19 protein-coding genes and 1 riboswitch are annotated in these 15468 nt (G+C 41.4%); of the genes, 15 read left to right on the forward strand and 4 right to left on the reverse strand.

Annotation, left to right across the window (positions count from 1 at the left end):
• Positions 1 to 18 precede the first annotated feature (18 nt).
• From MPH60_RS00950 to MPH60_RS00995, 10 genes are all read left to right on the forward strand, one after another.
• Positions 19 to 462, forward strand: coding sequence for an ATP-dependent metallopeptidase FtsH/Yme1/Tma family protein (locus MPH60_RS00950; RefSeq protein ID WP_241589314.1), 444 nt, complete (start codon positions 19 to 21; stop codon positions 460 to 462).
• Between the two features lie 173 nt (positions 463 to 635).
• Complete coding sequence (locus tag MPH60_RS00955) at positions 636 to 1499, forward strand: amidohydrolase family protein (protein ID WP_241589313.1); 864 nt, start codon at positions 636 to 638, stop codon at positions 1497 to 1499.
• On the forward strand, positions 1480 to 1809 hold the full coding sequence (locus tag MPH60_RS00960; protein ID WP_241589312.1) for a UxaA family hydrolase: 330 nt from the start codon (positions 1480 to 1482) through the stop codon (positions 1807 to 1809). Before MPH60_RS00955 ends, MPH60_RS00960 begins: the two co-directional genes overlap by 20 nt.
• Positions 1806 to 2969 (forward strand): UxaA family hydrolase, encoded by a 1164-nt coding sequence (locus MPH60_RS00965; protein WP_241589311.1) that lies wholly within the window; start codon positions 1806 to 1808, stop codon positions 2967 to 2969. The genes MPH60_RS00960 and MPH60_RS00965 overlap by 4 nt, the downstream gene beginning before the upstream one ends.
• Positions 2970 to 2999: 30 nt before the next feature.
• Positions 3000 to 3815, forward strand: a complete 816-nt coding sequence (locus tag MPH60_RS00970) for an SDR family NAD(P)-dependent oxidoreductase (protein ID WP_241589310.1) — start codon at positions 3000 to 3002, stop codon at positions 3813 to 3815.
• Entirely contained in the window at positions 3812 to 4585 is a 774-nt protein-coding gene (locus MPH60_RS00975; protein WP_241589309.1) for an SDR family NAD(P)-dependent oxidoreductase, read from the forward strand. The genes MPH60_RS00970 and MPH60_RS00975 overlap by 4 nt, the downstream gene beginning before the upstream one ends.
• Before the next feature lie 15 nt (positions 4586 to 4600).
• Complete coding sequence (locus tag MPH60_RS00980) at positions 4601 to 5515, forward strand: fumarylacetoacetate hydrolase family protein (RefSeq protein ID WP_241589308.1); 915 nt, start codon at positions 4601 to 4603, stop codon at positions 5513 to 5515.
• On the forward strand, positions 5508 to 5933 hold the full coding sequence (locus MPH60_RS00985; protein ID WP_241589307.1) for an RbsD/FucU family protein: 426 nt from the start codon (positions 5508 to 5510) through the stop codon (positions 5931 to 5933). The genes MPH60_RS00980 and MPH60_RS00985 overlap by 8 nt, the downstream gene beginning before the upstream one ends.
• A gap of 22 nt (positions 5934 to 5955) precedes the next feature.
• A complete protein-coding gene (locus tag MPH60_RS00990) occupies positions 5956 to 7296 on the forward strand; it encodes a sugar porter family MFS transporter (RefSeq protein ID WP_241589306.1) in 1341 nt (446 codons plus the stop codon).
• Between the two features lie 107 nt (positions 7297 to 7403).
• A riboswitch (ZMP/ZTP riboswitch) is annotated at positions 7404 to 7482 on the forward strand.
• 105 nt (positions 7483 to 7587) lie between these two features.
• On the forward strand, positions 7588 to 8787 hold the full coding sequence (locus MPH60_RS00995; protein ID WP_241589305.1) for a phosphoglycerate dehydrogenase: 1200 nt from the start codon (positions 7588 to 7590) through the stop codon (positions 8785 to 8787).
• Positions 8788 to 8881: 94 nt separating this feature from the next.
• Here the strand turns inward: MPH60_RS00995 and MPH60_RS01000 are convergent, their stop codons facing one another.
• The 3 genes from MPH60_RS01000 to MPH60_RS01010 all read right to left on the reverse strand — a co-directional run bounded on the left by MPH60_RS01000 (position 8882) and on the right by MPH60_RS01010 (position 10073).
• A complete protein-coding gene (locus tag MPH60_RS01000) occupies positions 8882 to 9049 on the reverse strand; it encodes a hypothetical protein (protein WP_241589304.1) in 168 nt (55 codons plus the stop codon).
• Positions 9046 to 9207 (reverse strand): hypothetical protein, encoded by a 162-nt coding sequence (locus MPH60_RS01005; RefSeq protein WP_241589303.1) that lies wholly within the window; start codon positions 9205 to 9207, stop codon positions 9046 to 9048. Before MPH60_RS01005 ends, MPH60_RS01000 begins: the two co-directional genes overlap by 4 nt.
• A 398-nt stretch (positions 9208 to 9605) precedes the next feature.
• Positions 9606 to 10073, reverse strand: coding sequence for a hypothetical protein (locus tag MPH60_RS01010; RefSeq protein WP_241589302.1), 468 nt, complete (start codon positions 10071 to 10073; stop codon positions 9606 to 9608).
• Between the two features lie 259 nt (positions 10074 to 10332).
• Here MPH60_RS01010 and MPH60_RS01015 point away from each other — a divergent pair, with 259 nt between their 5' ends.
• From MPH60_RS01015 to MPH60_RS01030, 4 genes are all read left to right on the forward strand, one after another.
• On the forward strand, positions 10333 to 11391 hold the full coding sequence (locus tag MPH60_RS01015; RefSeq protein ID WP_241589301.1) for a M4 family metallopeptidase: 1059 nt from the start codon (positions 10333 to 10335) through the stop codon (positions 11389 to 11391).
• A gap of 32 nt (positions 11392 to 11423) precedes the next feature.
• Positions 11424 to 11741, forward strand: coding sequence for a protealysin inhibitor emfourin (locus tag MPH60_RS01020; protein ID WP_241589300.1), 318 nt, complete (start codon positions 11424 to 11426; stop codon positions 11739 to 11741).
• Positions 11742 to 12226: 485 nt separating this feature from the next.
• Positions 12227 to 12781 (forward strand): competence protein ComK, encoded by a 555-nt coding sequence (locus MPH60_RS01025; protein ID WP_241589299.1) that lies wholly within the window; start codon positions 12227 to 12229, stop codon positions 12779 to 12781.
• Between the two features lie 169 nt (positions 12782 to 12950).
• Positions 12951 to 13220: an excalibur calcium-binding domain-containing protein gene (locus tag MPH60_RS01030; RefSeq protein WP_241589298.1), complete on the forward strand. Its 270-nt coding sequence runs from the start codon at positions 12951 to 12953 to the stop codon at positions 13218 to 13220.
• 197 nt (positions 13221 to 13417) lie between these two features.
• Here the strand turns inward: MPH60_RS01030 and MPH60_RS01035 are convergent, their stop codons facing one another.
• Positions 13418 to 13678, reverse strand: a complete 261-nt coding sequence (locus MPH60_RS01035) for a hypothetical protein (RefSeq protein ID WP_241589297.1) — start codon at positions 13676 to 13678, stop codon at positions 13418 to 13420.
• A 438-nt stretch (positions 13679 to 14116) separates the two neighbouring features.
• Between MPH60_RS01035 and MPH60_RS01040 the strand changes: the two genes are divergently transcribed.
• Complete coding sequence (locus tag MPH60_RS01040) at positions 14117 to 15430, forward strand: Nramp family divalent metal transporter (protein WP_241589296.1); 1314 nt, start codon at positions 14117 to 14119, stop codon at positions 15428 to 15430.
• Positions 15431 to 15468 lie beyond the last annotated feature (38 nt).

Raw genomic sequence — 15468 nt, forward strand, 5'->3', positions numbered from 1 at the left:
TGTAGGAGAAGGAATGAGATGAAGCAGATTTTTCGTAGTAAAATATTTTATTTAATAATCTTCATGGTTACATTGGGGATTGTGCTAGTTTTTAATAATGAGAATGAACCGACTGAATTAACTGAAGATGAATTTTTTACAACTTTAGAGGATGGAAAAGTGACATTCTTAAAGGTGGAGCCGCAAAAAAGTGTTATTGAAATAAGCGGTCAGCTGGCAGGGTATGAAAAGGATCAATACTTTATCGCGTCTGTACCAAATAGTGAAATTTGGCAAGAAAGAATGAATAATGCTGCAGAGGAAAATGGTATAGAAAAAATTGAGGTTACGCCAGAAGACGAAGCGACAAGTGGATGGGTTACCTTTTTGACAACGACCATTCCGTTCATGATCGTTTTCATCCTGATTTTTGTTATTTTTCTATTTCTATTTGTCATGAAAAGAATGAAACAGTCTAAATGATTAAAACTCGCCGTTCCAATTGGGAATGGCGAGTTTCTTATTAACAAGAGTTGAAAATGGTCATTCCATTTTAGATAGTTTAAGAGATTTTGTTTAATTTATTGACAATTTAAAATATTGCTGTTATTTTAATGTTACCGGTAACATAAAGATAACAAGAGGGGGTCAGCCTGATGATTGATGCACATCAGCATTTTTGGAGAATTGACCGAGGTGATTACTCTTGGCTTACAAATGAGATGGGAGTCCTTTATCGGGATTATCTTCCCGACGATTTATCGCCCTTAATACATAAGAATGATATTTCGGGGACCGTCCTTGTGCAAGCGGCTCCAACCTATGAAGAGACTTTATTTCTATTATCCTTGTATGACCGCCATGACTGGATATATGGCGTGGTGGGCTGGCTTGACTTATCTGCTCCATCATTCCCGGAGCAATTGGATTCTTTAATGACACGACCTGGAATTGTTGGTTTACGCCCTATGTTGCAGGATCTGGAAGACAGTGCTTGGATTTTACAGGAACAAGTGGTGGAAAATTTGAAACAGCTTATTCGATATGATCTCCCGCTGGATTTGTTGATTAATCAAAAACATATTTCATCTGTTTTAACATTAATGAAAACGCTTCCTAACCTAAAGGCCGTCATCGACCATTTGGCTAAACCGAATATATCAGCAGGGGAATTAAACGAATGGCAAGAAGAAATGAATGCTTTGTCACAGCTTCCGAACATTTGGTGCAAACTGTCGGGCTTATTGACCCAAGCGGATCCTGCAAGGTGGAAGGTGGATGACTTTAAGCCATACATACAACATATTGTTCGGGCATTCGGGCCGGAACGTTTACTTTTCGGCAGCGATTGGCCTGTATGTTTATCAGCTGGGTGCTATGAAGACACAGTGAGGGTCATTAATGGGAATTTACCGGAAACTTTAACACAAGCTGAAGTGGATGGGATATTTTCTGGAAATGCTGAAGCCTTTTACAAACTAAAAGAAAGGGGAGAGCGAAATGGGCCAGTTAGCTTATGAACAGGACGTTACAAGCATCGTCATGTCTGATCAGGATAATGTAGCGACTTCATTGAAAGATGTAAAAGATGGGGAAACATTACTCTATGTCATCAATGGTCAAAAAATGGAAGTGGAAGCGAAGCATTCGATTCCTTTTGGGCATAAAATCGCCATCAAACCGATTCAGAAATCGGCGACGGTCATTAAATATGGAGAAGTGATCGGGGCAGCCACGATGGATATCGAGCCTGGTGAACATGTCCATGTACATAATATCGAGGGAATCAGAGGAAGAGGAGATAAGGCGGAAGGGGAGCAAACAAAATGAGCATGATAAAAGGGTATCGCCGTGCAAATGGTAAATTTGGAATCCGTAATCATCTATTGATCATCCCTACCGTCATTTGCGCCAATCATGTGGCCAACAGAATCCAGCAAGCTGTACCGGAATCAGTGGCCATTCCGCATCAGCATGGATGCAGCCAGATTGGGGATGACAAAGAACGTACACATAAACTTCTTGGCGGAATGGGGAAAAACCCAAACGTGGGTGCGGTTCTGTTAATCAGCTTAGGCTGTGAGGTGATTGATGCCAAGGTATTGAAACAGGAAATTGAAGAAGAAACGGGAAAGCCTGTGGAGTGGCTTGATATCCAAGATGCAGGCGGGACGATAAACGCGATTAAGAAGGGGACTGAAGTGGCGAAGGGTCTATTTCTGAAACTCGAAAAAGTGCCGCAAGTGGATGCCCCCATTTCAGAATTGATAGTAGGTGTGAAATGCGGCGGTTCAGATGCTACATCCGGTCTGTGCAGCAATCCCGCTTTAGGGAAAACCGCTGATCAGCTCTTGAAACAGGGCGGTACGATTGTAATGGGTGAAACCACGGAAATCATCGGAGCTGAACATATTGTCGCCCAAAAAGCAGTGAGCGAAGAAGTGGCCAATAAACTATATGCATATGTTGATAGATTCGAAAAAGAAGTGGAACGCATCGGGGCAGATATGCGCGGCGGAAACCCGAGCCCGGGCAATATTGAGGGCGGGCTCTCGACCATCGAGGAAAAATCGCTGGGCTGCATCAGTAAAGCAGGTACGGCCCCCTTGAATGATGTCTTATCATTTGCAGAAGAAATCCCGGGTAATGGCTATTACTTCATGGATTCCCCGGGGAATGATATCGAGTGTGTTTCAGGCATGGCGGCCGCCGGTGTACATATGGTCTGCTTTACGACAGGAAGAGGGACACCAACAGGAAACCCGATTATCCCGGTCATCAAAATAACGGGAAATGAACATACGGCAATCAAGATGATCGATAACATCGATATTGATACTAGCCCAGTCATGAAAGGGAAAGAAACGACGGAGGAAGCGGGAAATCGCATTTTTGAAACGATTGCTAAAACAGCACAAGGTGAACTGACAAAGGCGGAAATTCTCGGACATCAGGAATTCAGCATCAGCCGGATCAGCATAAGCCTTTAGAAACAGATAGGAAAAGGGAGGAGAATTCATATGGGTAAATTGAATAATCGAACAGCGCTTGTCACAGGAGGCAGCCGGGGAATCGGTGCTGCGATTGTCGTGAGATTGGCTGAAGAAGGTGCCAATGTGGCGATTAACTATACATCGCCAGGTTCATTTGAAAAAGCGAATGCTTTAAAAGAAAAAGTAGAATCCGAGTTTCATATCAAAGCGATCGTCGTGAAAGCGAACGTTGGGGTGAAGGAAGATGTCGATGCCATGATCGATAACGTGGAAAAAGAGTTGGGAACGGTGGATATTCTAGTGAATAATGCTGGTATTGCCCCGTTTGAGCCTTTTTTAAGCCTTTCGGAAGAGACATGGGATGATACGTATCGGACCAATGTGAAATCAATCTTTTTGACGACGCAAAGAGCGGCGAAGCGAATGATTGAAAATAAATATGGCAAGATCATCAATATTACATCAACGGCTAGCGTCCTTGTCACGAGTCCGGTAATTCCCCACTATATTTCATCGAAAGCAGCTGCCTCGCATTTAACGAAGGCATTGGCGATTGAGCTAGGCAAATACAATATCAATGTGAATGCTGTCGGCCCAAGCACCGTTGCGACGGATATGTGTGAGGAATATTTAGAGGATCCGCAAATTCTCGCAAAAGAGATTGAAGCCAACCCGATGAAGAGACTTGGGACCGAAAAACAAATTGGTGATTCCGTCGTATTTTTGGCATCCGATGAAGCCATGCAAATCAACGGACATCTGTTAATGGTGGATGGCGGTTTAACGGTGAAAGCGGCACAGCCTGAAGACCATATGAATCATGAACAGGAGGTAACGTCATGAGGCTGCAAAATAAAATCGCTGTCATCACTGGCGGGGGAAGCGGGATAGGAAAGGAATCAGCCCGTTTATTCGCTAGTGAAGGCGCATTTGTCATCATTACCGATATTCATGCTGAAAACGGGCAGGGCACCGTGTCTGCAATAGAGGAAGCTGGCGGGAAAGCGGCATTTTATGAGGTGGATGTTACGGATCCGAAAGCAGTTCAATCTGCAATCTCCCAGATAATCGAAACCTATAAGAAAATAGACATCTTATTCAACAATGCCGGAATCTCAAACGTAGGCAGGGTGGACGAAGTGGAACCGGATGTGTGGGACCGCATCATGAGCGTGAATGTGAAGGGGGTTTATCTGCCTTCTAAATACACGATTCCTTATATGATGGAACAAAAAAGTGGGGTCGTTATCAATATGTCATCATGTGCAGCGGAAATGGGTCTCGTGAAACGTGCCGCATACTCTGCAACGAAAGGCGCTGTACTCGCTTTAACGAAAGCGATGCAAGTCGATTATGCACCTTATAATATTCGGGTGAACGCTTTATTGCCGGGTACGATCTTGACACCGTTCGTCGAAAATTACTTGAAAACTTCATATGACGATCCTGAGGTTGCCATCGGCACGATCAAGAAAAGACAATTGAGCGGCGATTTGGGCAGACCTGGTGATGTAGCAAAAGCGGCACTGTTCTTAGCTTCGGATGAGTCTGCGTTCATGATGGGATCGCCTCTATATATCGATGGCGGGGTTGTTTTTGGGAAAAATGCATAAAAGGGGGAAGAAACGATGAAGTTGGCTACTTTTATTATAGATGAACAGCAGAAACTTGCCGTTCAAATGGAGGATCAGTTAATAGATATCGAAGAAACGGCGAAGAGGAATGAATGGAACCAAATCGTGTCGGATGTGATGCAAGTGATAAACTTCAGCCAATCCGAACGGGACGAATTTGAAACTAAGGTCCATGAAGCTGTCAGAGAAGGAATGGCAGCCGTAATTGAAGAGAAAGGGCTCACTTTCGGTCCCAGTGTGACAAAGCCGCATAAAATCATTTGCGTTGGGTTGAATTACAAAAGACATGCCGATGAAACCAATGCACCATATCCTGAAGTGCCGATTTTATTTAACAAGTTTGATAATACATTAACGGGTCACGGATGTGAGATTGCCATACCAAGTGTAACGAATGAACTGGACTATGAAGTGGAACTCGGAATCGTGATCGGCAAAAAGACAAAAAACGTATCGGAAGAAGCGGCACTCTCCCATGCATTCGGGTATTGTACGGTCAACGATTTGTCGGCAAGAGATTTGCAAATGAGAACGCCGCAATGGCTGCTTGGTAAAACCTGTGATGATTTCAGCCCTGTTGGTCCTTTCCTCGTAACAGCGGACGAAGTGGGAAATCCAAACGACCTCCAGTTGAAAACGTACGTAAATGGTGAAATAAGACAGAATTCCAATACATCCGATATGATCTTTTCATGTGCGGAAATCATCAGTTATATTTCCAAGCATATGACATTGGAACCGGGCGATCTTATATTGACAGGTACACCTGAAGGAGTCGTATTGGGCTTACCTGCCGAACAGCGTGTTTATATTCAGCCAGGGGATGTGGTAACCGTTGAAATCGAAAAACTGGGATCACTCACGAACACATTCGTGGCTGAAAGCGAAGAGGCTTTGACGAATGCTTAAAGGAATTCCGCCCATACTTTCTCCTGAATTGATGAAGATCATGATGGAGATGGGGCACGGTGATGAAATCGTACTTGCAGACGGAAATTTCCCGGCTGCAAGTCATTCAAGCCGGATCATCAACGGTCATGGACATGGTGTGGCCGACTTCCTGCAAGCGATATTGGCATTCTTTCCACTCGATACGTATGTGGCACATCCCGTCATATTGATGAATCCTGTGGAAGGAGATGAAAAAAGCCCTGTAATCTGGAAGAGTTATGAAGATATAATGAAAAAAACGAACGATATTCCTATCAAGATCGGAAAACTGGAACGAATGGACTTTTACGAACGAAGTAAAGCGGCCTATGCCATTATCGCAACTAGTGAACGAGCACAGTATGCAAATCTCATATTGAAAAAAGGTGTACTTTAATTTACTAAAAGGAGTGATTGCTTTGCGAAAGATTCCGAATATTATGTATATTTATGCGATTTTTGGCGGATTGGCCGGACTATTATATGGTTTCGATTCAGGTGCCATTTCTCCAGCGATTCCATTCATCACCGAAGAGTTTGGACTAAGCCCGTCAGGTCAAGGATTGATAGTAAGTTTCCTGCTATTAGGGGCATTGCCTGCTATCGTCCTTTCCACTTCACTCTCTAAGGTGCTAGGAAGGAAATCACTCCTGATTGGAGCAGGCATCACTTTCATCGTCGGGTCGATTGGTTGTGCCTTCGCTACAAATGTAAGCGTTTTAATTGCATCACGGTTCATCCTTGGAATTGGCTGCGGAATAGCCAATATGTGTTCACTTATTTATTTGGTGGAGTTGGCTCCTCCTAAAATCAGGGGATTGATCGGCGCTTTATATCAACTAAGTGTAAACGTCGGGATTTTGAGTGCTTACATAGTGGGGGCTTCCTTCTCCGCTAACGGGTCTTGGAGAATCATGCTCGGAATCGGGATCATTCCAGCAGCAATCTTCACATTTGGAATGCTTATCTCACCGGAAAGCCCACGGTGGCTCATGGCTGCAGGAAAGGAAGACCGTGCGAGGAAGGTCTTGATGAAACTAAGGGGAACGAAGCAAGAAGTGGAAGATGAAATAAGTGATATCAATCATTCCCTTAAACAGCAAAGCGTAGGATTCAAACATTTAGTACACCAATATAAAAAAATATTGAATATGAATTTCATCTTAACATTCTTCCAAGTCTTCACGGGAATCAATGCCGTTGTATACTTTGCCCCGATCATTTTCGACGGGGTTGAAATCAACGGATGGAGCGGTTCCAATATAGCAAACTTCGGAATCGGGACGGCCTTGGTCGTTTCCACTGCCATCTCGTTATTCATCGTTGATAAACTAGGCAGAAAAACGCTGCTAATCTACAGTATTGGCGGTCAGGTCCTGCCACTGATCGGATTGGCACTATTTTCGGATTATACGATCTTCAGCATGGTTTGTGTGTTCTTATATGTCTTCGCATTCGGAATCGGCCTTGGCCCTGTCTTCTGGCTATTCATACCGGAAGTGCTGCCATTGCAGGCAAGAGCGATCGGAATGGGCGTCATCACCTTTTTACAATACACATTGAACTTCCTTTTTTCATACACGTTCCCTCCACTGTTGAGTGTCATTGGCAATAACGTTTTTCTCATCTATGCGGTCTTATCAGTGGTAGCTTGCGTATTCATACACTATAAAACTCCTGAAACAAAAGGGAAATCATTGGAGGAAATTGAAGAATACTGGCGTGAACAAGAATTGGCAAAGGCGATTAAACCTGCTTGAGTCCGACATTCGCACGTGGTGAGTTGTGGCTTCTGCAAAAAAAGGGATAAACATATAATTTGATATTGAAGATTGCAGAATAGTTTGATAGAATAAAATAAATGAAAAAGACTATGTGCAACTGGCGAAACACGGATAACCGTGAGGGAACACATAGTGTCGTAGCCGTTCGCCTGGGCAGAGGTAAGGGATTTTATCCCTTGCCTCTTTCTGTATATTAACAGATATTGAAGGTTTAAAGTCAGTATTTAAAATTTCAAAACTATCATATTCAAAAGAGGAGCAAACAAAATGAGCACAATTCTTTTAGAAAAAGTGAAAACGATCAAGGCTTTAAATAATATTGCCGAAAGCGGACTGAATGTATTCAACAAAGGGGATTTTACGGTTGATAATGACAGTGAAAACCCTGATGCAATCGTTCTTCGCAGCTTTAACATGCATAGTATGGAATTCGGCGATCAGTTAAAAGCAATCGCAAGGGCAGGGGCTGGAGTCAATAACATTCCGGTCGACAAATGTACCGAGCAAGGAATTGTCGTTTTCAATACACCTGGTGCTAACGCAAACGCTGTAAAAGAAATGGTGCTGACGACATTAATGGCTTCATCTCGTAACCTTTTTGCAGGTGTGGCTTGGACAAAGACACTGGAAGGCGAAGGAGAACAAATTCCAAAGCTTGTTGAAGCTGGAAAGAAACAATTCGTTGGTAAAGAAATCAAGGGAAAAACACTTGGCGTAATCGGTTTAGGAGCGATCGGTGCACTTGTAGCGAATGATGCGCTTGATTTGGACATGGATGTCATTGGGTTTGACCCGTTCATCTCTGTTGATACAGCTTGGAATTTGTCACGCAATGTACAGCGCGCCATGACGATTGAAGAATTGTTTGCAGAATCTGATTATATTACAGTACACGTTCCATTAACTGACGACACAAGAGGAATGTTCAACCAAGATACATTCAGCATCATGAAGCCAGGCGTACATATCTTGAATTTCTCTCGCGGCGAGCTAGTGAATGAAAATGATATGCAAGCTGCCCTTGAAAGCGGAAAAGTAGGCAAGTTCATTACAGACTTCCCGAATGAAAACGTGTTGAAAATGAAAAATGTCGTTCCAATTCCGCATCTAGGTGCCTCTACTCTAGAGTCAGAGGAAAACTGTGCGATCATGGCGGCTCGTCAGCTGAAGAGCTTTTTAGAAACAGGGAACATCAAGAACTCTGTGAATTTCCCGAACACTTCCCTTCCTTATACAGGAAACCGTCGTGTGGCAACTTTCCACGAAAACGTACCGAACATGGTTGGGCAAATCACGTTGGCTGTATCAAGCTTTAATCTGAACATCGCTGACATGGTTAATAGAAGCCGTGGGGGATATGCCTATACGATCATCGACATTGACGGTGAAGTAAACGGCGATATCATTCCTGGATTGGAAGAAAAAATCAAACAAATCGAAGGCATCGTTACAACTCGTATTATCTAATTGGAAGCGGAAGAAAGATGATTAATAGAGAAAGCCTCAATTCCTTAGAGGAATTGGGGCTTTTTTAGGCTTTCTTTATTAAACTAAAAATCTGTCAGGATTTCACCTCCGTTTTTTCTTCATAATGTACAAACAACATCAAGTAGAGTGCGAATAGAAGATGCAAATAAAGGGGAATATCCTTATCGTTTTGAATGGCAACAAATACGTAAATTCCATATAGCAAAATAGGAATGGTTAAAATGATTCTGAGCTTAGTCATATGTCATCCTCCCATTTATCCTCAAATATTAATACATCAAGCATTTGAGCCACTTGAAAATCCTTTTCTGCTATTGCATTTATTAAGCTTGTACAATTATTTTCCCTAAGAACATCTGCTAATAATTGTAAATCCATTGTCATTATTGCTGGTTTCATTGTTTCACTCCTCCCAATTAACCAAATATTCTGTCACTTCTGTTAATACATTAGTATGAAGTACAGATAAAATGCTGTCAATCTATATTCCATCTGTACTCATTTTAAGTTTATGGATTCATAATTCATCTATCAAAATACCTATTTCATATATAGAATCTACTTAATGAGATAGGTAAAACGGCACTTAACTGGGGAAGCATTGCGATCAGCTGAACGCCAGGGAGGAACTTATAGCGAACCTTAATCAATGTAACCTTAAATTCTCAGCCAACTTTCAGTTCAATATGACTTTTGTTAATTTCCTCTAAGTAAAGAAATCGCCCCTATGAAATGCAGAGACGATTCCTCATGTTAAACACCCATTCTACACAGAATGGATTACCCTATACTGTTCTTCAAAAATTCTGATGCTGATGAAGGAGATTCGATGTTAAAAAAGCTCCAACAGGAGGCAATTGCCCGGTATAGGCATTACCGCTAACAGGAAATTGATTCAAGGGTATATCAGTAGTGGCAATCCATGATCCAGACTCACCTGCATGCAGAGAGGGAGGCTTCATAAGAAAACGTCCTTGAAGAATGAAATGCCGAATTCTACTCTGTTGATCATCGATTATGGTCAAGTTGCCAGAAAAAGTGGCATAAGGTGAATCAAATGCGATTTGTTTGCTGCTTTCATTCCAAAATCCATTAACCGGAATAGGTCTCCCACGAAAATTAACCGTACCAACCACCCTATTATCTATAAAGGAGTTAATGGTAAGTGTGCCCCAAATGATCGTTCTGCCAGCTATTGAAGAGTGGATGCCCCAAACCGATGGGAATGGAAAGCTAACCGAAGCAGTGCCCTGTGAAGTTACCAATGCTATGCCCTCCCTTAAAGGTTGTTTATGTTCTGAGGAAGATTCCTTGTTTAAAGCAGTATATGCAGCACGAGCAGAATAATTTAATAAACAAAGTCGAAGTGGTCTTTACAAGTTGGGCAGGGAAGAAATGGAGGGAAATGGGGTTTCTACGGCGAAAGTACACTATAGAAATGTGTTGTTGAAGAAAAACGCATTAAGAAAAGTATTGAAAAAAGAAATTGTATAAATCGTAAAAAACTTTAAAGGAGTGATGAATATGCATAATAAGGATTGTTCCAAAAAGTGTCAGTGTTTTATCGTACCTAACTATATTCTTGAGAATTTGGCACAAAATGAAGTGGAAGAAGCACGGATCAGTTTAGCGAAAAGCCGTCAAATGCGCAGGCGCAGAATCTTTAAAGAATATGATATTGACGGTGTTGTCGCATTAACGGATGCAGAATCTGAACGGCAAGGTGAATCTGCCCGACATGTTTACGATTGCAGGGGGGGAACGAAACTCCGGCAGAATGAGGCAAGGAAAGAAGGAGATCGGTCAAGTGCAGATCCTGTTGTTAACGCTGCATATGATTATAGCGGAGTTGTGCGTGATTATTTCAAGGATGTCTTGCACCGTAATTCAATTGATAACCAAGGCCTTGATCTCATTCTGAACGTTCATTATGGCAATAAATTCACGAATGCCTATTGGGACGGAGATGAAATGGTATTTGGTGACGGCGATGGGGTCATCTTTAGCAATTTTGCCAATTCACTCGATGTAATTGGACACGAACTGACACATGGGGTTACGCAGTTCACAAGTGGATTGGAGTATGAAGGCCAGTCCGGGGCTTTGAACGAACATCTTTCAGATGTATTTGGAGTTGCCATTAAACAATTTCACTTAAAGCAAACAGCAGGAGATGCCGATTGGCTAATCGGTGCTGATATAATGGGACCAACACTGAAAGGGCAGGCCCTCCGTTCGATGAAAGCGCCAGGTACGGCATTTGACAATAAGTTAATGGGGAAGGATATTCAGCCTGATCATATGAAGAACTTCTATAAAGGAGAACGCGATAATCATGGTGTCCATATCAATAGCGGCATACCAAACAAAGCCTTTTATCTAGTATCGATGGAGATCGGAACAGACAAAGCGGCCTTGATCTGGTTTCATGCGATGCAGAATTTATTTGCGACGGCGAATTTCAATCAATTCGTGCAAATTGTCATCAAGGCAGCGCAAAAACTTGTTGATAGCGGAGAAGTTACGAAAACAGCCATCAAGTCAATAGAAAATGCTTTTAAAGCGGTGGGACTGCCTGAGTAGTTATATTCCATGAATAGGAGGCTCTATCTACCATGCATATCAAATTTAGCTGCATAGGGGGATTTGCCAACCTCGACTTGAATTTTCAGATAGATACAGAGAAGTTGCCGAAAGAGAAAAATGAGGAATTGCAGAATTTAATGAAGATAGCTGACTTACCTAATGCTAGCCAAAGTAAAATGGCTGGAGCTAAAGCGCAAGGGTTCGACGCGTTTTCATACCAGCTGGATATAGCCGGTGAAAAGAAGAAGCAGTCTTACTCATTTACTGACATAACAGCCCCAGAGGAAGTAAGACCCTTATTGGATTATTTACGGAATTTAGCAATTGAAATAAAAATGGCGGAATAACCATGAAAAAAGTCTATCAACACGATAGACTTTTTTTTGGTCTTAAAATTTCACAAAAATGTCATTTCATTTCACTTTTATATGAATTTTGGCTTTTTGTTCGCTAAATGGACACATATTAACAAGAAAATAGCAATTTAGAACAGCAGATTTTAAAAGGAAATTCGAAATTATAGACCTTTGATGGGATTTTATATATAGACTCAGCCAATCAAACAGGCGATGCAGTCAAAAAAAGGGAATGAATTTTGAAAGAGGTAAAATTAGATTGATTTTACAAAAAATTCATAAAATAGGATAATAGTCGCATGGAGGTGAATGACATATCAAGAAATGAAAGAGTGACGATAGACGGAAATTAAAAAACCCCTAGGTGAGTACGTCCTGGAAGACATCACCTAAGGGCTTGCGAGCAGGAGTATACCTGCCTCTATATCCAGTATACTCCAAAAAAATGAATAGGGAAATGGGGAGTGAATGGAAGGATGATACGCAAAAACTATTTATTGAATAAGGAAACGGTGGGATTGATGGAGCGTTACGATTCCAATGGTGTGGAGATGTCCACGGTAGTGGAGGGAGAGAACACATTCCATGTTGCCCAACCGCGCCAGGAAATCCTGAATAACACGTTAAACTACTTTGGATTGGATCTGGATGGCGGACTTGCAGCAGCCAAATCCGTGCTTGGCGGAAAATACAGGCTGCCAGTCTGCATAAACGTCCAGCAAGGAATGGTCTGGTTCTCCTCCCGCTCATTCCGGAAAAGAGGGGGAGTCTGGTTTTCCTACATCCACATTCGTGACTTAGAGGAAATGAACGAAAAAGAAACGCTGGTCCACACAAGCTATGGACATTGCCTTCCTGTAAACTTAAGCAAAAATCAGCTCGCCTTCAAAAGGGACCAAGCATCCTATCTGCATACGACCTTCCATGAACGCTCATTGGGCAAAAAGACCTTTTATTACGAACCGGGAAGCGGAATCACCTTTTGCAAAGAACCCGGGGAGGTCCATTACAGGGTGAAAGGGAAGGAATAATAAGATGAGAGGAAGACCGCCGGATTGGCGGTCTTTTCTTAGGATTAGATATAGTGAGAGCGGTTTTAATTCAAGTAAATTATAACTATAGAAATATAGTTATTGTAAAAAATAAAATGATACATTATGATTAGTAAATAGTTAATATTTAGGAAAGGGAGTGCGGATTTTGAAAAGAACATTTGCTATTTTACTATCTTTTGGACTAGTATTGGGTGTCTCGTTTGGCGCGAATGATGTTGCCAGTGCCAAAACAAAGGTGAAGACGTATAAAAACTGTACAGCATTGAATAAAGACTATAAAGGAGGCGTAGCTCGTACATCTTCCGTTAAAAATAAAGGAGGAAAAACGAAATACAAACCTCATGTTTCAAAGGCGCTTTATGATGCCAATAAAAAAAGCGATCGTGACAAAGACTTGATCGCTTGTGAAAAATAAGGATTATTCAAAGAGACCTTTTTGTCTGAGTTTGTAGACAAAAGGGGTACCATGATCTTTAAACAAAGTTGATTGGAACGGTAGGTACGAGACTCCTGCGGAAAGCGAGTGACTGGAGAGGAAAGTTCATTTTTTTACAAAACTAAAAAAAACGGAAGCTAAAGCCTAAACAGGTCTTTAGCTTTTTTTCTCGTGGGTTATCTTTCAAACCGTCCAAAATGTGTATTTTCCCGATTTATAAGTGCATCCCCAAGATTGATTCTGCTCATAAGTCTTTCATGGTCCGAAGGAAAACGCTCTTTAACATTTGCAACACCCTCTGTTGTTGGGATATTACCATTAGGCATAGGACGTTCTTCCCTTTGAAACCCGGGGTTCAAACTATCATTATTAGTAGGGTCTTTACGTGTTTCAAGGTTCCCGGCATTATTAAATGGATCATTATTATCTTGTGGCATATATTTCACTCCTTCGCTTATAGTATCCGCTGATGGCATTAATCTATTCGCACGCTGACGTATCCCCAAGTAACAAACCTGTTTTTTACTAATTCGCTGCAAAGCCAATTCTCTTGAATGGTCAACAAGTACGAAGGGTCTTTTTTATGCCTATAAAAAAACTTCTAAATATTATGATTGACTTACATTTTAATTTGTCTTACAATTTCAATGTAAATAGTCAAAAGATTCAATTAAATGGAAGGGGAGCTTTTTAAACGAGCTAATTCACTTCAACATGAAGAATGACAACATACTGCAGCGTAAACTTTATGTCAATTCCGGAAATGACATAAAGCTCTGTCATCATTTCAATATCTGAATGTCTTAGAGTTATCAAAGTGTTAATGCTTTAAAAAATGAAAGCGAATACATACTCTTTGGGATGGAGTGAATAACATGAAAAATCAATCAAATCTTGCTGAATCCACTGTGATTGTTCCTGAGGTCGTTAGTAAGAAACCAAATTTCATCACGAAGTTTAAAACATCCTATGGTCCGGGGATTCTTGCCGTGTTGACATGGCTTGGAGCCGGGGATCTGGTGACTTCTTCTGTTGCCGGGGCAGATTATGGATATAGTTTAATGTGGATTTTGGCACTGTCATTAATCCTTCGTTTTCTTATCGTAAATGTTATCGCCCGGTTCCAGCTTTGTAACACAGAGGGGTTAACCATACTTGAAGGATATGGACGTATCCACCCGTTTTTCGGTTACTTCATGTTTGGTTATGCATTAATCATGGGTCATCTTTTTAATGCCTATATGATTAAGGGAGCGGGAGAGGTATTATCGACCCTCTTCCATGTTAATCAGCCATTCTTAGCTTCATTGGTAGTTGTGGGATTAGTTTTTATGCTTATTGGCAGGAATATTTATAATAGAATTGAAAGTGTAATGAAAGTGCTTTTGGCATTATTGACCATTGCTTTCTTGTTCCTGGCCATTCAAGCTACACCGGATGTGGGGCAAATCATTAAAGGAACAGTTGGTTTTAGCATTCCAAGTGATACTGGCGTTCATGGAGCGTTATTGGTAGCGGTTTCAATCATCGGTGCAGTGGCAGGTTCGATTTCGAACTTTGTTCATCCATATTTCATGAGGGAAAAGGGCTGGACGAAACCGAGTCATCTAAAGGTTCAAAGAAATGATTTGCTGTTTGCCATCGGAGTTTGCATCGTGATAAATTTGGCCATTTGGGTTGTTGGCGCAGAAATTTTAAAACCGAATGGAATTCATGTGGAAACGATTGATGACTTGGCAATGGCATTGCAAATGTCGTTAGGACAATTTGGCTGGTACATTTTCTATCTTGGAGTTTTTGGCGTATTATTCGCGAGTGTAGTAGGCAAGTCAACTGGTTTTCCAAGATTGATTGTAGATGCCTTTTACGTAATAAATAAGGATCGTCGCGAAAAGTACAATGGTAAATATGAAAAAGATCCAATGTATAAATGGGTTATGATTTTTGTATTGGTTACGCCAATCATTTGGTCCATTCCCGGCATGCCTGGTTTCATTGCATTGACAATTGGCGTTAATGCAATAAACATAATCGGTTTTCCGGTCATCGCAATTGGCATGCTGGTGCTATCAAATAAAAAAAGTTTGATGGGAAAATATAAAAACAATTGGTTTGAAAATATTATTCTAACTTTAGCTTCCGTTTTAGCGGTTTGGTCCGCCGTTCAATTAGCTACTACCTTTTTTTAAATAATGGTAGATTATAGATAGAGGCGCAAAACATAAAG

The organism is Peribacillus sp. Aquil_B1, assembly GCF_022603275.1.
Classification (GTDB): Bacteria; Bacillota; Bacilli; order Bacillales; family DSM-1321; genus Peribacillus.